We start from the raw sequence: 24,747 nt of genomic DNA, 5'->3' as shown, positions 1-24,747 counted from the left end.
CCGCGGCGGCTGAGGGTAGCGGTCAGCAGTGAACCGTCCATGCGGGCCCACAGCCCCATGGCCGGCGGGCCCGCACACGACGCTCCTAGCTCCGACCCCCGGCTACCGGATCTCGCCCAGCACACCGAGCACCGCGGACTCGTCCCCGGCCGCCAGCAGCCGCTCCCGGAACTCCGCGTCCATCAACTTCCGCGACAGCAGCGCCAGAATCCGCAGATGCTCATCGCCCGCTGCCGCCTCCGGTACGGCGATCATGAACACGAGCCTCGCCTTCGTACCGTCCAGCGAGTCCCACTCGACGCCCTGCGCGGACCGCGCGAACCCGACGACAGGCGCGCTCACCGCATCCGTCTTGGCATGCGGAATCGCGATCTCCTCCCCGAGCCCGGTCGTGCCCTGCGCCTCCCGCCGCAGCGCGGTGGCCACCAACTCGTCCACATCCGCGACCTTGCCGCTGCGCGCCAGCAACTCCGCCATCTCGCGGATGGCGGCCTCCTTGTCACCGGCGTCGATCCGGACCTTCAGGGTCTGCGCGGTGAGATACCCGGAGAGAACCTCCCCCGAGACGTCGTCGCTTTCGGCCGAGTCGACCTCTGCGACCGCTTCGGCCGGACCGCCCTGCTCGGGTACGGCCCCCCGCTTCACGACCTCTACGCCACCACCAGCGCCCGCTGCTCCGACGCCCGCCCCGACCAGCGCAACCTCGGGCACACCCGCCCCGACTCCCGCGTCCTCGCGCCGCCCGCGCTCACGCAGGTCGACAAGGGCGACCGTCGTCAACGCGGTGACGACCGACCCGATCACCACGGCCACGAAGAACATCGGCACACCGCTCACCGCGCCCAGCACCGCCACGATCGGCCCGCCGTGCGGCACCGCGTCCTCGACGCCGGCCACTCCGGCGATCGCGCCGGCGACCGCGCCGCCCAGCATGTTGGCGGGGATGACCTGCGCGGGGCGCGCCGCCGCGAACGGGATCGCGCCCTCGGAGATGCCGAAGCAGCCCATGAACAGCGAGGCGAGCCCGGTCTCCCGCTCCTGCTCGGTGTACAGCCGCTTGCGTATCAGCGTGGCCAGGCCCTGGCCGAGCGGCATGACCGGGATCGCGGCCGCGCACATGCCCATGACCGTCTGGTTGCCGGTCGCGATGAGCCCGGCGCCGAACAGGAACGCCGTCTTGTTGACCGGCCCGCCCATGTCGAACGCGATCATGAGGCCCAGAATCGCCCCGAGCAGGATCGCGCTCGTACCGGTCATCCCGCTGAGCCAGTCGGTCAGGTTCTCGAACACCCAGGAGATCGGCTTGCCGATGACGTAGATGAAGAACATGCCGAGCGCCGTGGTCGCCACGATCGGGATCACGATGATCGGCATGATCGGCCGCGCGAACTTCGGGACCTTCACCTTCTTGATCCACAAGACCAGATAGCCGGCGAGGAACCCGGTCACGATCGCCCCGATGAACCCGGCACCCGCCTTGGAGTCGTACAGCTCACCGGTGTTGGCGATCCAGCCACCGACCATGCCGGGCACGAGAGCGGGCCGGTCCCCGATGGCGTACGCGATGTAACCGGACAGGATCGGCACCATCAGCGTGAAGCCGATGACGCCGATGTTGTTCACGTCCATCCAGAAGGAGTCCTTCGGGATGACCAGACCGCCCGACGGGTCCGTGTGCCCGCCGAGCGAGAGCGATATCGCGATCAGCAGCCCGCCGACCACGACGAACGGGATCATGTAGCTGACCCCGTTCATCAGCGCCTTGTACCCGACGCTCCGCTCCTTGCCACCGCCCGCCGCGGGAGCCGTGGGGGCGCTCCCTGCCGCGTGCACGGGCGCCGACATCACCCGCTCGATCAGCTGCTCGGGGTGGCGAATACCCTCCGCCACTCCCACGGTCAGCACCCGCTTACCCGCGAAACGGCTCAGGTCCACGTCCTTGTCCGCGGCGATGATGACGCCGTCGGCATGCTTGACATCGTTGTCATCGAGGACGTTTTCAGCCCCGATGGATCCCTGGGTCTCCACTTTCATGTCGATGCCGCGGCTCTCGGCAGCCTGCGCGAGCTTCTCAGCCGCCATGTACGTGTGGGCGATGCCGGTCGGGCACGCGGTCACCGCGAGCAGCTTCAACCGCTTCTGCTCGCCACTGCCGCTGCCCGTGGGGGGACGGCCGGCCGGACTGGTCACGTCGATCTCCTAACGCCATTGTCGTGCGCAAACGCCCTCCCGGGCGCCCCGCAAGATCGATCAGATCTTCCCGATCTCGTTCCGATCTCCAGGCATCCTGCACCACCCCGCCGCAGGCTCAAAGGGGCAAAGAGTCCGCAGTGTCCCGGTCTGTCGCCACCTGTGAACCGTTCGTTGGTGTCCTGTTATCGCTCCCCCACCCGACCGTCACCGGACCTGCCACCCACCCCTGAGACTCGCCTCGACGCCCCCTTCCCGACCACCCCGATGGCGCGATCTGTCCGGAGGCGGACTGGGGGCGGCCGGGCGTCCCGGTGTAGCTTGGGACAGAGCCAGACGTCGCTGCTGATGGCGGTCGGGCGGTCCCGATGTGGACCGGCCGAGGGAGAGAGGGCCTCCGACGGACTGCGCTGCGTGTACGCGGGCATGCCTGTGTCCTCTTCGGGCACTCCTGTGTCCGCCGCCGCGCAGACCAGCCGTACCCACCCTCGCCCCAACCCCGAGGAGCAGCTCGTAATGACGACTGTCGAGAACCGACAGGACTTCAAGGTCGCCGATCTCTCCCTGGCCGACTTCGGCCGCAAGGAGATCACCCTCGCCGAGCACGAGATGCCCGGCCTGATGGCGATCCGCAAGGAGTTCGCCGCCACCCAGCCGCTGGCCGGCGCCCGCATCATGGGCTCGCTGCACATGACCGTGCAGACCGCCGTCCTGATCGAGACCCTGGTCGCCCTGGGCGCCCAGGTCCGTTGGGTGTCCTGCAACATCTTCTCCACCCAGGACCACGCGGCCGCCGCCGTCGCCGTCGGCCCGAACGGCACGCCCGACAACCCCCAGGGCGTCCCGGTCTTCGCCTGGAAGGGCGAGACCCTGGAGGAGTACTGGTGGTGCACGGAGCAGGCCCTGACCTGGCCGAACACCCCCACCGGCGGCCCGAACATGATCCTGGACGACGGCGGTGACGCCACCCTCCTCGTCCACAAGGGCGTCGAGTACGAGAAGGACGGCAAGGTCCCGTCCGTCGACACCGCCGAGAACGACGAACACCGCGTCATCCTCGAACTCCTGAACCGCACCATCACCGACGGCTCCCAGAAGTGGACCCAGCTCGCCTCCGAGATCCGCGGCGTGACCGAGGAGACCACGACCGGCGTCCACCGCCTGTACGAGATGCAGCGCGACGGCGACCTCCTGTTCCCGGCGATCAACGTGAACGACGCCGTCACCAAGTCGAAGTTCGACAACAAGTACGGCTGCCGCCACTCCCTGATCGACGGCATCAACCGCGCCACCGACGTCCTCATCGGCGGCAAGACCGCGGTCGTCTGCGGCTACGGCGACGTCGGCAAGGGCTGCGCGGAATCCCTGCGCGGCCAGGGCGCCCGCGTGATCATCACCGAGATCGACCCGATCTGCGCTCTGCAGGCGGCGATGGACGGCTACCAGGTCACGACCCTCGACGAGGTCGTCGACAAGGCCGACATCTTCATCACCACGACCGGCAACAAGGACATCATCATGGCCTCGGACATGGCCAAGATGAAGCACCAGGCGATCGTCGGCAACATCGGTCACTTCGACAACGAGATCGACATGGCCGGCCTGGCGAAGATCCCGGGCATCGTCAAGGACGAGGTCAAGCCGCAGGTCCACACCTGGAAGTTCTCCGACGGCAAGGTCCTCATCGTGCTGTCGGAGGGCCGCCTGCTGAACCTGGGCAACGCGACCGGTCACCCGTCCTTCGTGATGTCCAACTCCTTCGCCGACCAGACGCTGGCGCAGATCGAGCTGTTCACCAAGCCGGACGCCTACCCGACCGGTGTGTACACGCTGCCCAAGCACCTGGACGAGAAGGTCGCCCGCCTCCACCTGGACTCGCTCGGCGTGAAGCTGACGACGCTCCGCCCCGAGCAGGCCGCCTACATCGGCGTCGAGGTCGAGGGCCCGTACAAGTCGGACCACTACCGCTACTGAGCCGAGCCACCGCCGAGCCGGTTCCTCGCAGACGCGGTGCCGCTGAGCACCACTTCACGGCCCGCGCCCGCGCAGGGAACCAGCACCGGCGAGCTTCGCAGCGGCAGTTCCTCCGAGGCAGGCCCCCGCACCCCCGTGCCGGGGGCCTGCCCCGTTGGCCCACATGGCCGGCCCACGCAGCCTCATCGGCTCGATCGAGTGGCCGGGACCAGCCCGTCCGTCAAGCCCCAGGACCCCGATGCCCCGCGGCCGTTATTCGCTCCACGATCCGCACGATCACACCCCCCTCGCAGAAGAGCACTTCCACTGCGCCCCCGGCCCTTCCGGCTGGCGCTATGTCTCCCAGCTGACCACCCCCGCGGGCGATCACAGCGGCTCCGTCGACCTCACCCTGGACGAACTCGGCCGACCCATCCGTCTCGAACTCCACGCCGGCGGCTGGCAGGTACGCGGCGCCGCCCTGGACGGCGTCACCTGGGTCCGCACCGACCCCACCGGAACTCACGCCACGGAAGGCAATGTCCGCGCCCACGCCTTCACCGGCACGTCCCCGGCGTTCCTCATCGCCACCACCCGTCTCCTGCGCCTCACCCCTTCCGCCTCGGCAACCCGCGTCCGCCTCGTGACCTTCACGGATCCGGTCCTCGCCCCCCGCACCGTGGACCAGTCCTGGGCCTTGGTGAAAAGAGAAACACACGCCACTGACAACGCCCCCCTGGCCGTGGACGAATACCAGGTCACAGCCCTGGACACGGGCGAGCAGCACGCCGTACACATCGCCGGCGACGTGGTCCTGGCGGCCCCCGGCATCGAACTGGAGGACCTGGACTCACCGCCGTCGACGTTCACTTGAGCGAGAGGGGTCAGAGGCACGCGGCAGAGCGACGGGGCTCGCGGAGCCGTAGGGCCCGCTGCCGGAACCAGCCCTCGCGCGGCTGGGGAGATCAGGCAGGGGGAGCGAATCCGGTGGCAGGCCGGTCGTCCGGCGGCGCGTCCTGCGGCACCGGAGCAGAGGGCTGCCGTACGGCGTCTCGCGCCGCGGGCGAATGATCCCCACCAGCCGGAGCCGCGTACGGACCACCGACCGGCGTAAGGCCCGCGCCGGGCCCGGCAGCAGCAGGTGCCCACGGATGCGGTGCGGCTGCAGACGCCCCGGCCGACCCATTGCCGAAGGCGCGCCGCGCTTCCCGCGCCTGCCGCTCCTGAAGAACCGCGGCCAGATAGGCGGCCGGCGGCACACCCTGCGGAGCCGGAGCACCCGTACGCCCCGCGAGGTCCGCCGCGAGGCGCTCGCCCATAGTCCATGCGACCTGTGGGTCGAGTTGCTGCATCCGCGTCAGGTACTGACGAACGGCGAGCCACAGGCCATCAGGAACCGCTGAGAGGTCGAGCCCCGAGAACCGCCCGGCCAACCACGGCGGAGGCGGCGGAACGAAGCCCGTCCGCGTGAGGGGCACTCGCTCCCGTACGACGAGAGTGCCGGCGAACACATCACCGAGCCGCCGCCCGCGCGCGGACACCAGCGAAGCGATGACGGCGACGACACCGAGCGTCATCAGAATCTCGATCACGCCGATGAGGCCCCGCACCAGCGAGTGCCGGAACCGGATCGGCCCCCCGTCGTCACGCACCACCCGAAGCCCACACGCCATCTTCCCGAGCGACCGCCCATGGCTGAGCGTCTCGACCGCGATCGGCCCGCCGACCAGCAGCAGCACGAACATCGCGATCGACAGAGCGGTTTGCGCCGCCTCATCCAAAGAAGTGGTGGCGGCCAAGACGCCGAAGGTCACGACAAGGTAGGCGACAAAGGCCACGGCCAGATCGAGCAGCACGGCCAGCGCCCTGCTGGGCAGCTTCGCAGGGCGCAACTCCAGCGCCACGGCCTCGCCCGTCACCAGCTCACTCACGCCATCCGTCCTTCCCCTGACCTGCCCCCGGAATGGCCAGTCTGCCAAGCTGAGGGCGCATCGCGCCGCAGTACGACAAGCTGACGTCCACGACGAGTCGCTGACGAACAGCCGGGGAGCAGGAAAGCAGATGGACCTCGACGTCTTCGTCACCGCCCACCGCGCCGAGTGGGACCGCCTCGACACCCTGCTCGGGCGGCAGCGCCGCCTCACCGGTGCCGAGGCCGACGAACTCGTCACGCTCTACCAGCGCACCGCCACCCACCTCTCCCTGATCCAGTCCAGCGCGCCCGACCCCCAGCTGACCGGCCGGCTCAGCCAGCTCGTGGCACGCGCGCGTAGCGCCGTGACAGGCACACGACGCGCCTCCTGGCGCGACGTCACACGCTTCCTCGCATACGGCTTCCCGGCCGCGGTCTACCGTTCGCGCCACTGGTGGGTACCCACAGCCCTCCTGTCCACCCTGGTGGCGGTTCTCCTGGGCTGGTGGATAGGCACCCATCCCGAAGTCCAGGCCACCATCGCGGCCCCCAGCGAACTACGCGAGCTCACCCGCCCCGGCGGCCAGTACGAGACGTACTACTCCAGCCATCCTGCGGCCTCCTTCGCCGCCCAGGTCTGGACGAACAACGCCTGGGCGGCCGCACTCTGCCTGATCCTCGGCGTCTTCCTGGGCCTCCCGGTGCTCTGGATCCTGTTCCAGAACATGCTCAATCTCGGTGTCGGCTTCGGCCTGATGTCCTCAGCCGGACGCCTCGACACCTTCCTCGGCCTCGTCCTGCCGCACGGTCTCCTCGAACTGACCGCGGTCTTCGTAGCCGCCGGCACAGGCCTGCGCCTCGGCTGGACGCTCATCGACCCGGGTCCGCGAACCCGACGCTCAGCTCTCGCCGAGGAAGGCCGAGCCGCGATCGGCATGGCGATAGGCCTCACCCTGGTCCTCTTCGTCTCCGGCGCCATCGAAGGCTTCGTCACTCCGTCGGGCCTGCCCACCTGGGCGCGCATATCCATCGGCGTCGTCGCTGAACTGGCCTTCCTCGCATACGTCTATGTCCTTGGCGGCCGTGCCGCGCGTGCCGGAGACACGGGTGACCTCGAGGCGGCCGAACGCAGCGCGACCGTTCCGACGGCGGCTTGATGTGCGGGCACGCCTGTTGAGCTGCTAGTCTCCTCTTCGCCCCACAAGAGCCGTTGACACGGAGCTCGTGGGGAGGTAGATTCGAACAGTTGCCTGGAAGTGGATACAGTCCCGCCTGGCAGAGTGAGTGTCTATCTGCTTCAGTGGAACTTCGATTCCCGAGAAGCCTCTCCCGATGAATCGGAAAATGAGTGGCTGGTCAATCCGGCCCGGAACTTCTGATAAAGTCGGAACCGCCGGAAAGGGAAACGCGAAAGCGGGAACCTGGAAAGCACCGAGGAAATCGGATCGGGAAACGGTCTGATAGAGTCGGAAACGCAAGACCGAAGGGAAGCGCCCGGAGGAAAGCCCGAGAGGGTGAGTACAAAGGAAGCGTCCGTTCCTTGAGAACTCAACAGCGTGCCAAAAATCAACGCCAGATATGTTGATACCCCGTCTCCGGCCGGTCTTCCGGTTGGGACGAGGTTCCTTTGAAATAAACACAGCGAGGACGCTGTGAACGGTCGGGCCTATTCCGCCTGACTGTTCCGCTCTCGTGATGTGTGCACCCGATTACGGGTAAACATTCACGGAGAGTTTGATCCTGGCTCAGGACGAACGCTGGCGGCGTGCTTAACACATGCAAGTCGAACGATGAACCACTTCGGTGGGGATTAGTGGCGAACGGGTGAGTAACACGTGGGCAATCTGCCCTTCACTCTGGGACAAGCCCTGGAAACGGGGTCTAATACCGGATAACACTTCCACTCTCCTGGGTGGAGGTTAAAAGCTCCGGCGGTGAAGGATGAGCCCGCGGCCTATCAGCTTGTTGGTGAGGTAATGGCTCACCAAGGCGACGACGGGTAGCCGGCCTGAGAGGGCGACCGGCCACACTGGGACTGAGACACGGCCCAGACTCCTACGGGAGGCAGCAGTGGGGAATATTGCACAATGGGCGAAAGCCTGATGCAGCGACGCCGCGTGAGGGATGACGGCCTTCGGGTTGTAAACCTCTTTCAGCAGGGAAGAAGCGAAAGTGACGGTACCTGCAGAAGAAGCGCCGGCTAACTACGTGCCAGCAGCCGCGGTAATACGTAGGGCGCAAGCGTTGTCCGGAATTATTGGGCGTAAAGAGCTCGTAGGCGGCTTGTCACGTCGGGTGTGAAAGCCCGGGGCTTAACCCCGGGTCTGCATTCGATACGGGCTAGCTAGAGTGTGGTAGGGGAGATCGGAATTCCTGGTGTAGCGGTGAAATGCGCAGATATCAGGAGGAACACCGGTGGCGAAGGCGGATCTCTGGGCCATTACTGACGCTGAGGAGCGAAAGCGTGGGGAGCGAACAGGATTAGATACCCTGGTAGTCCACGCCGTAAACGGTGGGAACTAGGTGTTGGCGACATTCCACGTCGTCGGTGCCGCAGCTAACGCATTAAGTTCCCCGCCTGGGGAGTACGGCCGCAAGGCTAAAACTCAAAGGAATTGACGGGGGCCCGCACAAGCAGCGGAGCATGTGGCTTAATTCGACGCAACGCGAAGAACCTTACCAAGGCTTGACATACACCGGAAAGCATTAGAGATAGTGCCCCCCTTGTGGTCGGTGTACAGGTGGTGCATGGCTGTCGTCAGCTCGTGTCGTGAGATGTTGGGTTAAGTCCCGCAACGAGCGCAACCCTTGTTCTGTGTTGCCAGCATGCCCTTCGGGGTGATGGGGACTCACAGGAGACCGCCGGGGTCAACTCGGAGGAAGGTGGGGACGACGTCAAGTCATCATGCCCCTTATGTCTTGGGCTGCACACGTGCTACAATGGCCGGTACAATGAGCTGCGATACCGTGAGGTGGAGCGAATCTCAAAAAGCCGGTCTCAGTTCGGATTGGGGTCTGCAACTCGACCCCATGAAGTCGGAGTTGCTAGTAATCGCAGATCAGCATTGCTGCGGTGAATACGTTCCCGGGCCTTGTACACACCGCCCGTCACGTCACGAAAGTCGGTAACACCCGAAGCCGGTGGCCCAACCCCTTGTGGGAGGGAGCTGTCGAAGGTGGGACTGGCGATTGGGACGAAGTCGTAACAAGGTAGCCGTACCGGAAGGTGCGGCTGGATCACCTCCTTTCTAAGGAGCACTTCTTACCGAGTCCTTCGGGACGAGGTCAGAGGCCACTACGTCGGCAAACGTCCGACGGTGGTTGCTCATGGGTGGAACGTTGATTATTCGGCACACTTGATCGTCTTCTCCTTCTAGTACTGCTCTTCGGAGCGTGGAATGTTGAGGGGAGCGGGGAGTGTGCCGGGCACGCTGTTGGGTGTCTGAGGGCACGGCCGTTATGGCTGCCTTCAGTTGCCGGTCCCAGTGAACTCCAGCTCAGGTTGGGGGTGATGGGTGACTGGTCGTTGTTTGAGAACTGCACAGTGGACGCGAGCATCTGTGGCCAAGTTTTTAAGGGCGCACGGTGGATGCCTTGGCACCAGGAACCGATGAAGGACGTGGGAGGCCACGATAGGCCCCGGGGAGTCGTCAACCAGGCTTTGATCCGGGGGTGTCCGAATGGGGAAACCCGGCAGTCGTCATGGGCTGTCACCCTTGCCTGAACACATAGGGCAAGTGGAGGGAACGCGGGGAAGTGAAACATCTCAGTACCCGCAGGAAGAGAAAACAACCGTGATTCCGGGAGTAGTGGCGAGCGAAACTGGATGAGGCCAAACCGTATACGTGTGAGACCCGGCAGGGGTTGCGTGTGCGGGGTTGTGGGATCTCTCTTTCACAGTCTGCCGGCTGTGAGACGAGTCAGAAACCGTTGATGTAGGCGAAGGACATGCGAAAGGTCCGGCGTAGAGGGTAAGACCCCCGTAGTCGAAACATCAGCGGCTCGTTTGAGAGACACCCAAGTAGCACGGGGCCCGAGAAATCCCGTGTGAATCTGGCGGGACCACCCGCTAAGCCTAAATATTCCCTGGTGACCGATAGCGGATAGTACCGTGAGGGAATGGTGAAAAGTACCGCGGGAGCGGAGTGAAATAGTACCTGAAACCGTGTGCCTACAAGCCGTGGGAGCGTCGGATACGTGTTTGCACGTATCTCGTGACTGCGTGCCTTTTGAAGAATGAGCCTGCGAGTTTGCGGTGTGTTGCGAGGTTAACCCGTGTGGGGAAGCCGTAGCGAAAGCGAGTCCGAATAGGGCGACATAGTAGCGCGCTCAAGACCCGAAGCGGAGTGATCTAGCCATGGGCAGGTTGAAGCGGAGGTAAGACTTCGTGGAGGACCGAACCCACCAGGGTTGAAAACCTGGGGGATGACCTGTGGTTAGGGGTGAAAGGCCAATCAAACTCCGTGATAGCTGGTTCTCCCCGAAATGCATTTAGGTGCAGCGTCGTGTGTTTCTTGCCGGAGGTAGAGCACTGGATAGGCGATGGGCCCTACCGGGTTACTGACCTTAGCCAAACTCCGAATGCCGGTAAGTGAGAGCGCGGCAGTGAGACTGTGGGGGATAAGCTCCATGGTCGAGAGGGAAACAGCCCAGAGCATCGACTAAGGCCCCTAAGCGTACGCTAAGTGGGAAAGGATGTGGAGTCGCACAGACAACCAGGAGGTTGGCTTAGAAGCAGCCACCCTTGAAAGAGTGCGTAATAGCTCACTGGTCTAGTGATTCCGCGCCGACAATGTAGCGGGGCTCAAGCGTACCGCCGAAGTCGTGTCATTGCGATATATACCCCCAACGGGGATCGTGATGGGTAGGGGAGCGTCGTGTGCCGGGTGAAGCAGCCGCGGAAGCGAGTTGTGGACGGTTCACGAGTGAGAATGCAGGCATGAGTAGCGATACACACGTGAGAAACGTGTGCGCCGATTGACTAAGGGTTCCTGGGTCAAGCTGATCTGCCCAGGGTAAGTCGGGACCTAAGGCGAGGCCGACAGGCGTAGTCGATGGATAACCGGTTGATATTCCGGTACCCGCTGTGAAGCGTCAAACATTGAACCAGGCGATGCTAAGTCCGTGAAGCCGCCCTGGAGCCTTCGGGCAAAGGGGAGTGGTGGAGCCGACGGACCAGACCTGTAGTAGGTGAGTGATGGGGTGACGCAGGAAGGTAGTCCAGCCCGGGCGGTGGTTGTCCCGGGGTAAGGGTGTAGGCCGTGCGATAGGTAAATCCGTCGCACATGAGGCTGAGACCTGATGCCGAGCCGATTGTGGTGAAGTGGATGATCCTATGCTGTCGAGAAAAGCCTCTAGCGAGTTTCATGGCGGCCCGTACCCTAAACCGACTCAGGTGGTCAGGTAGAGAATACCGAGGCGTTCGGGTGAACTATGGTTAAGGAACTCGGCAAAATGCCCCCGTAACTTCGGGAGAAGGGGGGCCATGTCCGGTGATCCGATTTACTCGGTGAGCTGGGGGTGGCCGCAGAGACCAGCGAGAAGCGACTGTTTACTAAAAACACAGGTCCGTGCGAAGCCGTAAGGCGATGTATACGGACTGACGCCTGCCCGGTGCTGGAACGTTAAGGGGACCGGTTAGTCATGATTCGTCATGGCGAAGCTGAGAACTTAAGCGCCAGTAAACGGCGGTGGTAACTATAACCATCCTAAGGTAGCGAAATTCCTTGTCGGGTAAGTTCCGACCTGCACGAATGGCGTAACGACTTCTCGACTGTCTCAACCATAGGCCCGGTGAAATTGCACTACGAGTAAAGATGCTCGTTTCGCGCAGCAGGACGGAAAGACCCCGGGACCTTTACTACAGTTTGATATTGGTGTTCGGTTCGGCTTGTGTAGGATAGCTGGGAGACTGTGAACTCTGGACGCCAGTTCAGGGGGAGTCGTCGTTGAAATACCAGTCTGGTCGTGCTGGATGTCTAACCTGGGTCCGTGATCCGGATCAGGGACAGTGTCTGATGGGTAGTTTAACTGGGGCGGTTGCCTCCTAAAGAGTAACGGAGGCGCCCAAAGGTTCCCTCAGCCTGGTTGGCAATCAGGTGTTGAGTGTAAGTGCACAAGGGAGCTTGACTGTGAGACCGACGGGTCGAGCAGGGACGAAAGTCGGGACTAGTGATCCGGCGGTGGCTTGTGGAAGCGCCGTCGCTCAACGGATAAAAGGTACCCCGGGGATAACAGGCTGATCTTCCCCAAGAGTCCATATCGACGGGATGGTTTGGCACCTCGATGTCGGCTCGTCGCATCCTGGGGCTGGAGTCGGTCCCAAGGGTTGGGCTGTTCGCCCATTAAAGCGGTACGCGAGCTGGGTTTAGAACGTCGTGAGACAGTTCGGTCCCTATCCGCTGCGCGCGCAGGAATATTGAGAAGGGCTGTCCCTAGTACGAGAGGACCGGGACGGACGAACCTCTGGTGTGCCAGTTGTTCTGCCAAGGGCATGGCTGGTTGGCTACGTTCGGGAGGGATAACCGCTGAAAGCATCTAAGCGGGAAGCCTGCTTCGAGATGAGTATTCCCACCCACTAGATGGGGTAAGGCTCCCAGTAGACGACTGGGTTGATAGGCCGGATCTGGAAGCACGGTAACGTGTGGAGGTGACCGGTACTAATAGGCCGAGGGCTTGTCCATAGAGGCTCGCGTCCACTGTGTTGGTTCTGAAGCAACGACCGACGTCCCCCCAGGTTGGGGGTTTCCGGTCACAGTTTCATAGTGTTTCGGTGGTTATAGCGTGAGGGAAACGCCCGGTTACATTCCGAACCCGGAAGCTAAGCCTTACAGCGCCGATGGTACTGCAGGGGGGACCCTGTGGGAGAGTAGGACGCCGCCGAACAAATTTTGGGAAAGGCCCACGCCATATGGCGTGGGCCTTTCTGCGTTTAAGCGCCGCGCAATGAGCCCTTCCCGCGGAGGGCCATTGCAATGCGGTCCAATTACAGGCGCCCCGTTGTCTTGAGGGCCAGATATGCGTCTGCCAGGGCCGGCGCGAGTTCTTCCGGCGTTGCGTCGACGACCGTGACGCCGCGGCGGCGGAGTTGGTCCGCTGTGCGGTGGCGTTCGTTTTGGGCTTGGGCGGCGGCTGCGGCCTCGTAGACCGAGTCCGTGTCTCCGCGTGCCGTTGCCATGCGGGCGATGTGGGGGTCCGCTACCGATGCGAGCAGAACTGTGGCGCGTTGGGTGAGCTGGGAGAGGACGGGGAGCAGGCCTTCCTCGATCGGCGCCGCGTCGAGGGTGGTGAGCAGCACGATCAGGGAGTGGCGGGGTGCCGTACGGAGAGCTGTGGCCGTAAGGCCTCGGGCGTCCGTTTCGATCAGCTCGGGTTCGAGGGTGGCCATCGCGTTGACCAGGGAAGGGAGAACGTCGCCCGCTGTGCGGCCCTGGACGAGGGCGCGTACTCGGCGGTCGTAGGCGAGGAGGTCCACGCGGTCGCCGGCTCGGGAGGCGAGGGCGGCCAGGAGAAGGGCCGCGTCCATCGAGGCGTCGAGGCGTGGGGCGTCGCCGACTCGTCCTGCTGAGGTGCGGCCGGTGTCCAGGACCAGGAGGATGTGGCGATCGCGTTCGGGGCGCCAGGTGCGTACTGCGACCGTGGTCTGTCGCGCCGTAGCGCGCCAGTCGATGGAGCGGGTGTCGTCGCCGGGGACGTACTCACGCAGGCTGTCGAATTCTGTGCCCTCGCCGCGGGTGAGAACGCTGGTGCGGCCGTCGAGTTCGCGCAGGCGGGCCAGCTTGGACGGCAGGTGCTTGCGGCTTGTGAACGGGGGGAGGACGCGGACCGTCCAGGGGACCTTGTGGGTGCCCTGGCGGGAGAAGAGGCCCAGGGGGCCGTATGAGCGGATCGTGACGCGGTCGGCCTGGCGGTCGCCTCTGCGGGTGGGGCGTAGACGGGTGGTGATGCGGCGGCGTTCGCCTGCGGGGATGTTCACCCGTTGGCGGGATGCCGCCATTTCCGTGCCGGGCTGCCAGCTGCTGGGGGGCCAGGCGTCGCGGAGATGGGCGCGGAGAGGGCGGCCGGACGGGTTGGTGATTGTGAGGGTGACGTCGGCCGTTTCGCCCAGGCGTGCGGACGTGTCGCCGGAGCGGGTCAGGCGCAGTTGTCGTACGGGTGCCGCCAGGGCGAAGTCGCAGGCGCATGCCGCGAGCAAGGGGGCGTTGACCGCGAGGATGCCTGTCCAGCTGGGGTCCCAGATGCCTACGGGGAGGGAGCCCAGGGCCGCTAGTAGGGCGGCGCGTCCGGTGAGTGCCATCAGCGGGGGACGGGGACGTGGGCGAGGATCGCGTTGATCACGGAGTCCGCGGTGACGCCTTCCATCTCGGCCTCCGGGCGGAGCTGTACGCGGTGGCGGAGGGTGGGCAGGGCAAGGGCTTTCACGTCGTCGGGGATGACGTAGTCGCGGCCGGTCAGCCAGGCCCAGGCGCGGGCGGTGGCGAGAAGGGCCGTGGCGCCGCGTGGGGAGACGCCCAGGGTGAGTGAGGGCGACTCGCGGGTGGCTCGGCAGATGTCGACGACGTAGCCCGTGATCTCGGGGGAGACCGTCGTCTTGGCCACGGCCGCGCGTGCGGCCTCGAGGTCTGCCGGGCCTGCCACGGGGCGTACGCCGGCGGCGCGCAGGTCGCGTGGGTTGAAGCCCTCGGCGTGGCGGGTGAGGACGCTGATCTCGTCCTGGCGGGAGGGGAGGGGGATCGTGAGTTTGAGGAGGAAACGGTCCAGCTGGGCTTCGGGGAGGGGGTAGGTGCCCTCGTACTCCACCGGGTTCTGGGTCGCGGCGACCAGGAACGGGTCGGGAAGCAGGCGGGGTGTGCCGTCGACCGTGACCTGGCGTTCCTCCATGGCTTCCAGGAGGGACGACTGGGTCTTCGGCGGGGTGCGGTTGATCTCGTCCGCGAGGAGGAGGTTGGTGAAGACCGGGCCGGGCTGGAAGGAGAACTCGGCGGTGCGGGTGTCGTAGACGAGGGAGCCCGTCACGTCGCTCGGCATGAGGTCGGGGGTGAACTGGACGCGCTTGGTGTCGAGTTCGAGTGCGGATGCGAGCGCGCGGACGAGCAACGTTTTGGCGACCCCGGGGACTCCTTCTAGTAGTACGTGTCCGCGGCAGAGGAGGGCGACGACGAGGCCGGTCACGGCGGGGTCCTGGCCGACCACGGCTTTGGCGATCTCGGCGCGCAGGGCCTCCAGGGATGCGCGGGCGGTGCCCGGGTCCCCGGTGTTCCCGGCGTTGTCAGTGGTCGGGTCCATCATGGACGGCGTACCTCTCTTTCGAGGGCGTCGAGTTGGTCGGCGAGGGAGATGAGTGCCGCGTCGTCGCCGGGCGGCGGGCCGAAGAGGAGAGTGTGCAGGGACTGACCGTCTCCGTGGTTGTGGAGGTGGGCGGACAGCGCGGGGAGCAGGGCCTCGGGCGCGTGCGCCTGGGAGACGGGGACACCTACGAGGGGGGCGAGGCGCGTGCGGGTGGTGGAGCGAAGAGCGGCGGCCGCGCGGTCGCGGGCGTTCGCCTTGCGGTAGAGGCGGGCGCGGCCTTCAACGGTTTCGGAGGCGCGGATCGCGACGGGGAGTTTCTCGGGCACCAGGGGGCCGAGTCGGCGTGCCCGCCAGAGGGCGGCCAGGGCTGCGGCGATGAAGAGCTGGAGTGTGCCCCAGAGCCAGCCCGAGGGGAGCAGGTCGAGGAAGCTGCGTTCGCCGTCTTCGTCGGCGGCCGACGTGTCGGAGAGTGAGGGGAGGTACCAGACCAAATGGGGGCGGGAGCCGAGGAGTTGGAGGGCGAGGGAGGCGTTGCCCTGCTCGTCGAGGCGTTCGTTGTAGAGGATGTCGGGTGCGCCGAGGACGACCGTGTCGCCGTTCCCGGTGGTGTCGGGGACGCGCAGGAGGGTGGCCAGGCGCTCGCTGGGGTAGCACTCGTCGGCGTTGAGGTGGGTCGTGGTGTAGCGGATGCCGCCCAGGTCGGCGGAGCCGGCGCGCTGGGCGGCGGGCAGGGCGCAGTCGGGGGCGAGCTCCGAGTCGAGGCTGGTGGCGGGGTCCGCGGTGACTCCGGGGACGAGTCGTTCGACGGACGAGCTGCCGGGGGCGACGAAGACCGTGCGACCGCCGGAGCCGGCGATGGCCGAGCGCAGCCAGGACTGTTGACGGTGGGTCAGCAGGTCGGGGGCGGCGACCAGGAGGGTCGTTTCCGCGGCGTACGCGTCGCGTGCCTCGTCCAGGGTGGTGACCACGCGCGTGTCCACGCCGCGGTCGGCGAGGAGTTCGGCGACGGCCCGGCTGCCCTTGGGGTCGGCGGAGCGTGGGTCGAGGGCGCCGTGCCGGGCGTCCGAGCGGATCGTGGCGATGACGACGGCCGCCGCCAGCAGAAGTACGACGGCGAGGGCGATGCCTCGCGCGCGGGTCCATACCTGGCGTGTGGTGGGCGAAGCCGAGGTCGAGGTCGAGGGGAGCGTGGCCTCGGTGGTCATTCGGCGGCTCCCTGGCGGGCGTTGTGCGTCGTGCTGGGGGCGCTGCTCGCGAGTTGGGGCTTGGTGTTCTTCAGGTCGCGGTCGAGTTCAGCCAAGCGTTCGTACGCCTGCTGGGTTGCCGTCCGGCCGCCGTATGTCACGTCGTCGAAGTCCCGGGCGGCGGCGCGCAGTCGGTCCGAGTGGGCGGGCAGTGAGCGGCCCGCGTCGGCGGCGGCCTCGTCCGCGGTGCGGCCGGGGCGGACGTCGAGGAGTGCGCGTTCCTCCAGGGAGCGGACGATGGCGCGCATGCGTTCCTGGACGGCCTGGTTCCAGTGGCCCTGGGCGGCGTGTGCCTCGGCGGCGGCGCGGTGTTCTGCGGCGCTGCGGGGGCGGTCGTCGAACAGGGCGGCGGAGGAGGTGGGTTGGCGGCGTGGGGTGCCCAGGCGCCACCACAGGGCGCCGAGGACCGCGACGATGACCAGGATGACGACGACCAGGCCGAGCGGTCCTCCGGGCGTCACGGTCGAGGCGCTGCTGAACAGGTCCTCGACCCAGTCCCAGAAGGCGTCCAGGGTGCGCTGGAACCAACTGGGTTCGTTCTCGTGGTACATGCCCTTGGACAGCTCGCGCCGGGCCGCTTCCCGTGCGGGGTCGCGAGGGATCGTCAGCGGTGGCTCGTCGTCCGAGCGCGCCAGCAGCGACAGCACGGACGTGTCGGCCGAGCGCGACAGTGCACGGACCGATGTGTCACTTACGCCGAGCAACGTGCGAACGGCCGTTTCCGGCAACGCTGACGCCGCTGTGAGAACTCCCCCCGCGAAGCTCACCCGTTCAGCTCCCCGGAGTGTCGGTGCCGTAGCCCTGGACGCCGGCTGCGCGGGCCAGTTCGAGGTCGAGGGCCTCGCGGCGGATGCGCTGGTCGATGTAGAGCAGGACGGTGACGCCGGCCGTGATCGGGAAGGTGATCATGGAGCCGATCACCGAGCCGACGCCGCTGACGATGAGGAACGTCCAGCCGAGGTCGGTGGTGCCTTCGAGGATGTTGGCGCCGGCGTCGCCGCTGAGCGCGGCGGCGAGGAAGGTGAAGGGGATGACGACGATCGCCGCGACGATGTTCGCGATGATCGTGGCCAGCAGCTGGATGCCGAAGACCCGCCACCAGGAGCCGCGGACCAGCTTGGCGGAACGGCTCAGCGACTTGACGATGCCCTGCTTCTCCAGCATCAACGCGGGGGAGGCGAGGGAGAAGCGGAACCACAGCCACAGCGCGACGATGAAGCCGCCGATGACGCCCAGGATGGTGAGTGCCACGCCCGCGTCACCGGAGCCGGCGGCGGCCACGAGGATGCCGGGCAGGGCACCCACGAAGACCACGCCGAAGGTCATGAGCAGCAGCAGGAAGAGCAGGCCGAAGAGGCGCGCCACTTGAGGGCGGGCGTCGCGCCAGGCCTCGCCGGTGGTCACGGACTTGCCCAGCACCGCGCGGCTGGTGACCGTCGTCAGCAGGGCGGTCGCCACGATCGCTCCGATCATCGAGATCAGGAAGATCACGCTGGAGTTCAGCATGGCGTCGCCCATGGCGCGGGACAGCTCGTCGAGGCTGGCGCTCGGGTCGTTGAGGGCCTCGGTGCTGGTGCGGTCGTTGAGGACGAAGCCCTGGACGAGGATGACGAGGATCTCCGTCACGATCGCGACGGTCAGGGAGATGCCGAGGACCGTGCGCCAGTAGGTGCGCATGGTGGAGACCGCGCCGTCGAGGATCTCGCCGACGCCGAGCGGGCGCAGCGGGATCACGCCGGGCTTGGCCGCGGGCGGAGGTCCGCCCCAGCCGCCTCCCCAAGCGCCGTGTCCGCCCGGGGGACCGTAGCCCCCGGGGTGGCCGCCGCCGTAACCGCCGGGCCCGGCGGGAGGGGCGCCCCAGCCAGGGCCGGGCGGTGGGGGCGGTGGGGTCTGGCCGGGCGCCGGAGCACCGGTCGGGGCGGACCACTGGGCGGGTGGCGGCTGCTCCTTGGACCACTTCGGGCCGGGGCCCTGCGGCTCCGCTCCGGGCTGCTGCGCGGGGTCGGGGCGGTCTTCGGGCTCGGCAGGGCCGGTCGCGCCGGGTTCCTGTCCGTCGGACGGGGCGGATCCGGGCGAGGCCCAGCCCGGAGTGTCTTTCATCGTCGCTCCTTCACGATGCCCGTCCGCGGGCGCGGTGGCAGGTTGGCAGCCATCGTGCCATGGGGTGGTCGGATGGGTCCCGGCCGCGGTATGGGCTGCGCACCTTCAATTGTCCGCCGTACAAGGGGCAGACTGGCCACATGGCTGATCAGCACGCGCAATCCGGCGAGGACAGCAGGCCGATCGAGATTCCGGCGATCCGATGGGACGAACCACCCGAAGGTCCCGTACTGGTCCTTCTCGACCAGACGAGGCTGCCGGCCGAGGAGGTCGAGCTGGTCTGTACGGACGCGTCCGCGCTGGTGGAGGCGATCCGGTCGCTCGCCGTGCGCGGGGCGCCGCTGCTCGGGATCGCCGGGGCGTACGGCGTCGCGCTCGCCGCCGCGCGGGGCTACGACGTGGACGCCGCCGCGGAGTCGCTGGCGGGCGCCCGGCCCACCGCGGTGAACCTTGCCGTCGGTGTGCGTCGGGCCCAGGCCGCGTACCGGGCCGAGCTCGTCGGCAGTGGGGACGTCGAGCAGGCAGCCGCTGCGGCGCTGAGTGCGGCGAGGGAGCTGCACAAGGAGGACGCCGAGGCCAGCGCGCGGATGGCTGAGTGGGGGCTGGCGCTGCTGGACGAGCTGTTGCCCGGCGGTGGGCACCGCATCCTCACGCATTGCAACACCGGAGCGCTGGTGTCGGGTGGGGAGGGCACGGCGTTCGCGGTGGCGCTCGCGGCTCATCGGGTCGGGCAGCTCAGGAGGCTGTGGGTGGACGAGACGCGTCCGTTGTTGCAGGGGGCGCGTCTGACGGCGTACGAGGCGGCGCGCAACGGGATGGCGTACACCCTGCTCACGGACAACGCGGCGGGCTCGCTGTTCGCCTCCGGAGAGGTGGACGCGGTGCTGATCGGGGCGGACCGCATCGCGGCGGACGGCTCGGTCGCGAACAAGGTGGGGAGCTATCCGCTCGCGGTGCTCGCGCGCTATCACCATGTTCCGTTCATCGTGGTGGCGCCGCTGACGACGGTGGATCCGGACACGTCGGACGGGGCGTCCATCGAGGTCGAGCAGCGCCCCGGGTTCGAGGTGACCGAGATCGCCGCGCCTCAGGCGCCGGTGGCGGGCGGGGAGCCGGGAGGCGGGATTCCGGTGGCGCCGCTGGGGACGCAGGCGTACAACCCGGCGTTTGACGTGACGCCGCCCGAGTTGGTGACCGCGATCGTCACCGAGGAGGGAGTGGTGTCGCCGGTGACGGCCGAGGCGCTGGCCGAGCTGTGTGCCCGGTCGCAGCAGGTGACAGACGTTGTGAAGTAGAGGCGGGAACCGGTCGGGCGGGCAGAGTGGGGCAGACCTGCCCAAAGGTCACGCCCTGTGGTCGGGGCAAGGGCAGACAGTGGCGACCACCTACGACTAAGGTCACTGGCCGGTGACCTATCTCACCACTGCCTTCGCCACTGTTATGAGAATGGGATGATGTCGTTTATGAAGGGACGAGTCCTTGTCGTCGACGACGACACCGCACTGGCCGAGATGCTCGGCATTGTGCTGCGTGGTGAAGGTTTTGAGCCGTCTTTCGTAGCTGACGGCGACAAGGCGCTGGCCGCATTCCGGGAGACCAAGCCTGATCTGGTGCTGCTCGATCTGATGCTCCCCGGGCGGGACGGGATCGAGGTGTGCCGTCTGATCAGGGCGGAGTCCGGGGTGCCGATCGTGATGCTCACGGCCAAGAGCGACACCGTCGATGTCGTCGTGGGCCTGGAGTCCGGCGCCGACGACTACATCGTGAAGCCGTTCAAGCCGAAGGAGCTGGTCGCCCGGATCCGGGCGCGGCTCAGGAGGTCGGAGGAGCCTGCGCCGGAGCAGCTCGCCATCGGCGACCTGGTCATCGACGTGGCCGGGCACTCCGTGAAGCGGGACGGGCAGTCGATCGCGCTGACGCCGCTGGAGTTCGACCTGCTGGTCGCGCTGGCCCGTAAGCCGTGGCAGGTGTTCACGCGTGAGGTGCTCCTCGAGCAGGTGTGGGGCTACCGGCACGCGGCGGACACCCGGCTGGTCAACGTGCATGTGCAGCGGCTGCGCTCCAAGGTCGAGAAGGACCCGGAGCGGCCGGAGATCGTGGTGACCGTCCGTGGTGTCGGCTACAAGGCAGGGCCGAGCTGACATGTCCGGGGACAGTGCCGCTGCGGCCCCCGGACAGACCGGGGCCCGTCCGGAGCGGCCTGTCGGCCGGAAGTCGGCGGGCTCCCGCTGGGGACGGTTTCTCGAGGGTGGGCTGCTTCAGGGCGGAGTCCAGGGCAGCCCGGTCCTGCGTCTCGTGCTGCGCTGGATGCGTCGGCCGTTGCTGCCCGTCATGCGGCTGTGGCGGCGCAACATCCAGCTCAAGGTCGTCGTCACTACGCTGCTGATGTCGCTCGGCGTCGTCCTGCTGCTGGGCTTCGTCGTCATCGGGCAGGTGCGCAACGGCCTGCTGGACGCCAAGGTGAAGGCCTCTCAGAGCCAGGCCACGGGTGGGTTCGCGGCGGCCAAGAAGAGCGCCGACGAGGCCGCGGCCGGCACCGTCGACGACGGCGCGGCTGCGGGCGAGCGCTCCGAGCAGAACGTCATCCAGTGGATGAGCGACCTCGTCTCCTCGCTCTCCAGTGGCGGCCAGGGCGCCTTCGACGTCGTGACCCTGCCGGCCTCCGCGGGCGGAGACACCGGTGGGCGCGGGCCGCGAGCCTCCGGTGACGTCAATCCGACGGGCAGCGTGCCCGAGGACCTGCGTGAGCGGATCGACAGCAGTACAGGAGCGTTCCAGAGCTACACCCGCATCATCTACAACCCCACCGCCGACAAGGAGTCCCAGCCGGCTCTGGTCATCGGCAAGCAGGTCAACGACCCCAACGGCGACCCGTACCAGCTCTACTACCTCTTCCCGCTCACCCAGGAGGAGAAGTCGCTGAGCCTGGTCAAGGGGACGCTTGCCACGGCCGGGCTCTTCGTCGTCGTACTGCTCGGGGCCATCGCCTGGCTCGTGGTGCGCCAGGTCGTCACGCCCGTGCGGATGGCGGCCGGGATCGCCGAGCGGCTGTCGGCCGGGCGGCTGCAGGAACGGATGAAGGTCACCGGCGAGGACGACATCGCGCGGCTCGGCGAGGCCTTCAACAAGATGGCGCAGAACCTTCAGCTGAAGATCCAGCAGCTGGAGGACCTGTCACGGATGCAGCGGCGGTTCGTGTCCGACGTGTCGCACGAGCTGCGGACGCCGCTGACGACCGTACGCATGGCGGCCGACGTCATCCATGAGGCGCGGGAGGACTTCGACCCGGTGACCGCGCGGTCGGCCGAGCTGTTGGCCGACCAGTTGGACCGGTTCGAGTCGCTGCTCGCCGATCTGCTGGAGATCAGCCGCTTCGACGCGGGAGCGGCGGCGCTGGAGGCCGAGCCGATCGACCTCAGGGAAGTCGTACGGCGCGTCGTCAGCGGGGCCGAGCCGCTCGCCGAGCGCAAGGGCACGCAGATACGCGTCGTCGGCGACCAGCAGCCCATCGTGGCCGAGGCCGACGCCCGGCGCGTCGAGCGCGTGCTGCGCAATCTCGTCGTGAACGCCGTCGAGCACGGCGAGGGCAAGGACGTCGTCGTCAAGCTCGCGTCGGCGGGCGGGGCGGTCGCGGTCGCCGTGCGCGACTACGGCGTCGGGCTCAAGCCCGGCGAGGCGACACGCGTCTTCAGCCGCTTCTGGCGGGCCGACCCGGCACGCGCGCGTACGACGGGCGGTACGGGTCTGGGGCTGTCCATCGCGCTGGAGGACGCGCGCCTGCACGGCGGCTGGCTCCAGGCGTGGGGTGAGCCGGGTGGCGGTTCGCAGTTCCGGCTGACGCTGCCGCGGACGGCGGACGAGCCGCTGCGGGGCTCGCCGATACCCCTGGAGCCCAAGGACTCGCGGCGCAACCGTGGACTCAATGACGCCGGTCTGCCGCGCGGCGGCTCCGACAAGGCCGCGACAGTGCCCGCGCAGCACAACGGTGACCAGGCGTCCACGATGCCGTCGAGGGACCCGATCGGGCCCCGCCCGGGAGCCTCCCCGGTCCCCAAGGCCGATCCGACGGCGCTGCCCGGCAACGGCGCGCGTGTGGTTCCGCGGCCGACGTCGGGCGCGCGGCGCCAGGACGACGAACCCGAGGCGGAAGGGCCGCCGAGCGAGCAAGCAGGGCACAGCGAGGAGTCGAGCAAGCATGGGGAGGCATCTCGTGGGCGCTGACCGCGAGGGGGGCGCCCGGCGCACGCCGGGGCGCGCGGTGGCGTACGTCGCCTGTGGCGCCGTACTGCTGGCGGGGTGTGCCTCGATGCCCGACAGCGGCGATCTGAGGGGCGTGGAGTCCACGCCGCGCCAGGACACGCAGGTGCGGGTCTTCGCCATGCCGCCGCACGAGGACGCTTCGTCCTCGGAGATCGTTTCGGGCTTCCTGGAGGCGCTGACCAGCGACGATCCCGACTACGAGATCGCGCGCAAGTACCTGACGAAAGAAGCGTCGGACAATTGGCGGCCCCTGCTGTCCACGACGGTGCTCGCCGACGGACCGGCCGCCGACGTCGACCGTGTGGGCGGCCGGGAGGAGACCGAGAACCTCTCGTACCGGCTGACCGGCGCCAAGGTCGCCACGGTCGACGCGCAGCAGTCGTACGCGCCCGCCGGCGGGGACTACAGCGAGGCGATGCACCTCACGCGGGACAAGAAGACCAAGCAGTGGCGTATCGACGTGCCGCCGCGCGGTGTCGTCATGGGCAGGACGGACTTCCAGCGCAACTACATGTCCGTCGACAAGTACTACTTCGCCACGAACACCACGCTCGGGACGTCCCCGCACACGGCGGCCGTCGCCGATCCGGTCTTCGTGCGCCGGAACGTCGATCCCATGACCCAGACGGTGCGCTCCCTGCTCAAGGGGCCCACGAGCTGGCTCGATCCGGTGGCCAGGTCGAGTTTTCCGACCGGTACGGCGCTGAAGGACGTCACGACGCTGACGACCGACGACCAGAACCGGCTGACCGTGCCCCTGAACGACAAGGCCGCACGCGTCGGGCTGACCAAGTGCAAGGAGATGGCGGCCCAGCTGCTGTTCACCCTGCAGAACCTCACGCCCACCGTGGACGAGGTCGTGCTGCGGGCGGCCGGCCGGCAGCTGTGCTCGCTGACCGAGGAAGACGCGGAGGCCGTCGCCATGCGCGGGTCGATGGAGCGCGCCGACTATCTGTACTTCCTCGACGCCGAACACCGGCTCGTCAGGCTGGCCGCCGCGTACAACGGTACGAAGCCCGACCCCGTGCCGGGTGCGCTGGGCGACGGCGACGCGGAGCTGAAGTCGGTGGCGGTGTCGCGTGACGAGGACATGGCGGCCGGCGTCGGCCTTGACGGCAAGAACCTCTACGTCGGGGCACTGGTGCCGGACGGCCCGCTCGGCGAGCCCGAGCTGACCAGCGCGGGCCGGACGCCGGAGGAGCGACTCTCGGCGCCCAGCTGGGACGCACAGGGTGATCTGTGGGTCGCCGACCGGGATCCCGACAACCCCCGGCTGCTCCTGCTGAAGGAGGGCGTGGGCGACCCGCTGGCCGTGAACATGCCGCCTGGGCTGGAGGGACGGATCGAGTCCGTGCGGGTGGCCGCCGACGGCGTACGGATCGCGCTCGTGGTGAAGCAGGGTGAGAAGTCGTCGCTGCTGATCGGGCGGATCGAGCGGAGCGACGACGCGAAGGCGGGCGATCATTCGGCCGTCTCGGTGCGCGAACTGCGGTCCGCGACGCCTGCGTTGGAGGAGGTCTCGGCCATGTCCTGGGCCGGTGACAGCCGGCTCGTCGTGGTCGGGCGGGAGAAGGGCGGCGTGCAGACCATGCGGTACGTGCAGGTCGACGGATCCACCCCGGAGGGACCGGCGCCCGCAGCCCTCAGCGGGGTGAAGGAGATCACCGCGTCCGAGGACGCACGGCTGCCGCTGGTCGGCTACTCGGAGGACGGGATCGTGCGGCTGCCGTCCGGGGCCCAGTGGCAGAAGGTGCTGACGGACGGGACCGCGCCGGTTTATCCCGGGTGAGGTTTTGTCCG

General features: G+C 67.4%; 14 protein-coding genes and 3 rRNA genes. 10 read left to right on the top strand and 7 right to left on the bottom strand.

The window, feature by feature from the left end:
• Positions 1 to 102: 102 nt before the first annotated feature.
• The gene (locus OG254_RS19735) at positions 103 to 2,190 is read right to left on the bottom strand and encodes a fructose-specific PTS transporter subunit EIIC (protein ID WP_405583497.1); all 2,088 of its coding nucleotides are present in this window, start codon (positions 2,188 to 2,190) and stop codon (positions 103 to 105) included.
• Between the two features lie 516 nt (positions 2,191 to 2,706).
• On the opposite strand from OG254_RS19735, the gene ahcY reads away from it, so the two are divergent.
• Together ahcY and OG254_RS19725 are read left to right on the top strand one after the other, a co-directional pair.
• Entirely contained in the window at positions 2,707 to 4,164 is a 1,458-nt protein-coding gene (ahcY, locus tag OG254_RS19730) for an adenosylhomocysteinase (RefSeq protein ID WP_405583495.1), read from the top strand.
• 238 nt (positions 4,165 to 4,402) lie between these two features.
• Positions 4,403 to 5,017: a hypothetical protein gene (locus tag OG254_RS19725; RefSeq protein WP_405583493.1), complete on the top strand. Its 615-nt coding sequence runs from the start codon at positions 4,403 to 4,405 to the stop codon at positions 5,015 to 5,017.
• 91 nt (positions 5,018 to 5,108) lie between these two features.
• Here the strand turns inward: OG254_RS19725 and OG254_RS19720 are convergent, their stop codons facing one another.
• A complete protein-coding gene (locus tag OG254_RS19720; protein WP_405583491.1) occupies positions 5,109 to 6,074 on the bottom strand; it encodes an RDD family protein in 966 nt (321 codons plus the stop codon).
• 130 nt (positions 6,075 to 6,204) lie between these two features.
• Between OG254_RS19720 and OG254_RS19715 the strand changes: the two genes are divergently transcribed.
• The 4 genes from OG254_RS19715 to rrf all read left to right on the top strand — a co-directional run bounded on the left by OG254_RS19715 (position 6,205) and on the right by rrf (position 12,940).
• Positions 6,205 to 7,212 carry a stage II sporulation protein M gene (locus OG254_RS19715; RefSeq protein ID WP_405583489.1) on the top strand — a complete coding sequence of 336 codons (1,008 nt, stop codon included), beginning with the start codon at positions 6,205 to 6,207 and terminating at the stop codon, positions 7,210 to 7,212.
• Positions 7,213 to 7,777: 565 nt separating this feature from the next.
• Positions 7,778 to 9,303: ribosomal RNA gene (locus OG254_RS19710) — 16S ribosomal RNA — on the top strand.
• Positions 9,304 to 9,617: 314 nt separating this feature from the next.
• Positions 9,618 to 12,738, top strand: a 23S ribosomal RNA gene (locus tag OG254_RS19705).
• 85 nt (positions 12,739 to 12,823) lie between these two features.
• Positions 12,824 to 12,940, top strand: a 5S ribosomal RNA gene (gene rrf / locus OG254_RS19700).
• Together the 16S, 23S and 5S rRNA genes form the textbook arrangement of a ribosomal RNA operon.
• A gap of 100 nt (positions 12,941 to 13,040) precedes the next feature.
• Here the strand turns inward: rrf and OG254_RS19695 are convergent.
• Genes OG254_RS19695 through OG254_RS19675 form a run of 5 tightly spaced genes read right to left on the bottom strand, consistent with a single transcriptional unit; the run spans position 13,041 to position 18,687 of the window.
• Positions 13,041 to 14,351 carry a DUF58 domain-containing protein gene (locus OG254_RS19695; protein ID WP_405583487.1) on the bottom strand — a complete coding sequence of 437 codons (1,311 nt, stop codon included), beginning with the start codon at positions 14,349 to 14,351 and terminating at the stop codon, positions 13,041 to 13,043.
• Entirely contained in the window at positions 14,351 to 15,340 is a 990-nt protein-coding gene (locus tag OG254_RS19690; RefSeq protein ID WP_405595082.1) for an AAA family ATPase, read from the bottom strand. Before OG254_RS19690 ends, OG254_RS19695 begins: the two co-directional genes overlap by 1 nt.
• Positions 15,340 to 16,548, bottom strand: a complete 1,209-nt coding sequence (locus OG254_RS19685) for a DUF4350 domain-containing protein (protein WP_405583485.1) — start codon at positions 16,546 to 16,548, stop codon at positions 15,340 to 15,342. Before OG254_RS19685 ends, OG254_RS19690 begins: the two co-directional genes overlap by 1 nt.
• A complete protein-coding gene (locus tag OG254_RS19680; RefSeq protein ID WP_405583483.1) occupies positions 16,545 to 17,354 on the bottom strand; it encodes a DUF4129 domain-containing protein in 810 nt (269 codons plus the stop codon). The genes OG254_RS19685 and OG254_RS19680 overlap by 4 nt, the downstream gene beginning before the upstream one ends.
• Positions 17,355 to 17,358: 4 nt before the next feature.
• Positions 17,359 to 18,687: a hypothetical protein gene (locus tag OG254_RS19675; RefSeq protein WP_405583481.1), complete on the bottom strand. Its 1,329-nt coding sequence runs from the start codon at positions 18,685 to 18,687 to the stop codon at positions 17,359 to 17,361.
• 140 nt (positions 18,688 to 18,827) lie between these two features.
• Between OG254_RS19675 and mtnA the strand changes: the two genes are divergently transcribed.
• The 4 genes from mtnA to OG254_RS19655 all read left to right on the top strand — a co-directional run bounded on the left by mtnA (position 18,828) and on the right by OG254_RS19655 (position 24,736).
• Positions 18,828 to 19,982, top strand: a complete 1,155-nt coding sequence (gene mtnA, locus OG254_RS19670) for an S-methyl-5-thioribose-1-phosphate isomerase (RefSeq protein WP_405583479.1) — start codon at positions 18,828 to 18,830, stop codon at positions 19,980 to 19,982.
• A 156-nt stretch (positions 19,983 to 20,138) separates the two neighbouring features.
• Positions 20,139 to 20,828, top strand: a complete 690-nt coding sequence (mtrA, locus tag OG254_RS19665; protein WP_015659998.1) for a two-component system response regulator MtrA — start codon at positions 20,139 to 20,141, stop codon at positions 20,826 to 20,828.
• Position 20,829: 1 nt separating this feature from the next.
• A complete protein-coding gene (mtrB, locus tag OG254_RS19660; RefSeq protein WP_405583476.1) occupies positions 20,830 to 22,908 on the top strand; it encodes an MtrAB system histidine kinase MtrB in 2,079 nt (692 codons plus the stop codon).
• Complete coding sequence (locus OG254_RS19655) at positions 22,898 to 24,736, top strand: LpqB family beta-propeller domain-containing protein (RefSeq protein WP_405595080.1); 1,839 nt, start codon at positions 22,898 to 22,900, stop codon at positions 24,734 to 24,736. Before mtrB ends, OG254_RS19655 begins: the two co-directional genes overlap by 11 nt.
• Positions 24,737 to 24,747 lie beyond the last annotated feature (11 nt).

Source organism: Streptomyces sp. NBC_01092, assembly GCF_045039535.1.
Lineage (GTDB): Bacteria > Actinomycetota > Actinomycetes > Streptomycetales > Streptomycetaceae > Streptomyces.
The sequence above is the reverse complement of the archived record's forward strand: the minus strand, read 5'-3'. Positions and strand labels throughout refer to the sequence as shown.

Bases quoted from the DNA above. Each gene is read 5' to 3' on its own strand.
- OG254_RS19685 (WP_405583485.1), bottom strand. From the start codon at position 16,548: ATGACCACCGAGGCCACGCTCCCCTCGACCTCGACCTCGGCTTCGCCC.
- mtrB (WP_405583476.1), top strand. From the start codon at position 20,830: ATGTCCGGGGACAGTGCCGCTGCGGCCCCCGGACAGACCGGGGCCCGT.
- mtrA (WP_015659998.1), top strand. From the start codon at position 20,139: ATGATGTCGTTTATGAAGGGACGAGTCCTTGTCGTCGACGACGACACC.
- OG254_RS19675 (WP_405583481.1), bottom strand. From the start codon at position 18,687: ATGAAAGACACTCCGGGCTGGGCCTCGCCCGGATCCGCCCCGTCCGAC.
- OG254_RS19690 (WP_405595082.1), bottom strand. From the start codon at position 15,340: ATGGACCCGACCACTGACAACGCCGGGAACACCGGGGACCCGGGCACC.
- OG254_RS19695 (WP_405583487.1), bottom strand. From the start codon at position 14,351: ATGGCACTCACCGGACGCGCCGCCCTACTAGCGGCCCTGGGCTCCCTC.
- OG254_RS19725 (WP_405583493.1), top strand. From the start codon at position 4,403: ATGCCCCGCGGCCGTTATTCGCTCCACGATCCGCACGATCACACCCCC.
- mtnA (WP_405583479.1), top strand. From the start codon at position 18,828: ATGGCTGATCAGCACGCGCAATCCGGCGAGGACAGCAGGCCGATCGAG.
- OG254_RS19715 (WP_405583489.1), top strand. From the start codon at position 6,205: ATGGACCTCGACGTCTTCGTCACCGCCCACCGCGCCGAGTGGGACCGC.
- ahcY (WP_405583495.1), top strand. From the start codon at position 2,707: ATGACGACTGTCGAGAACCGACAGGACTTCAAGGTCGCCGATCTCTCC.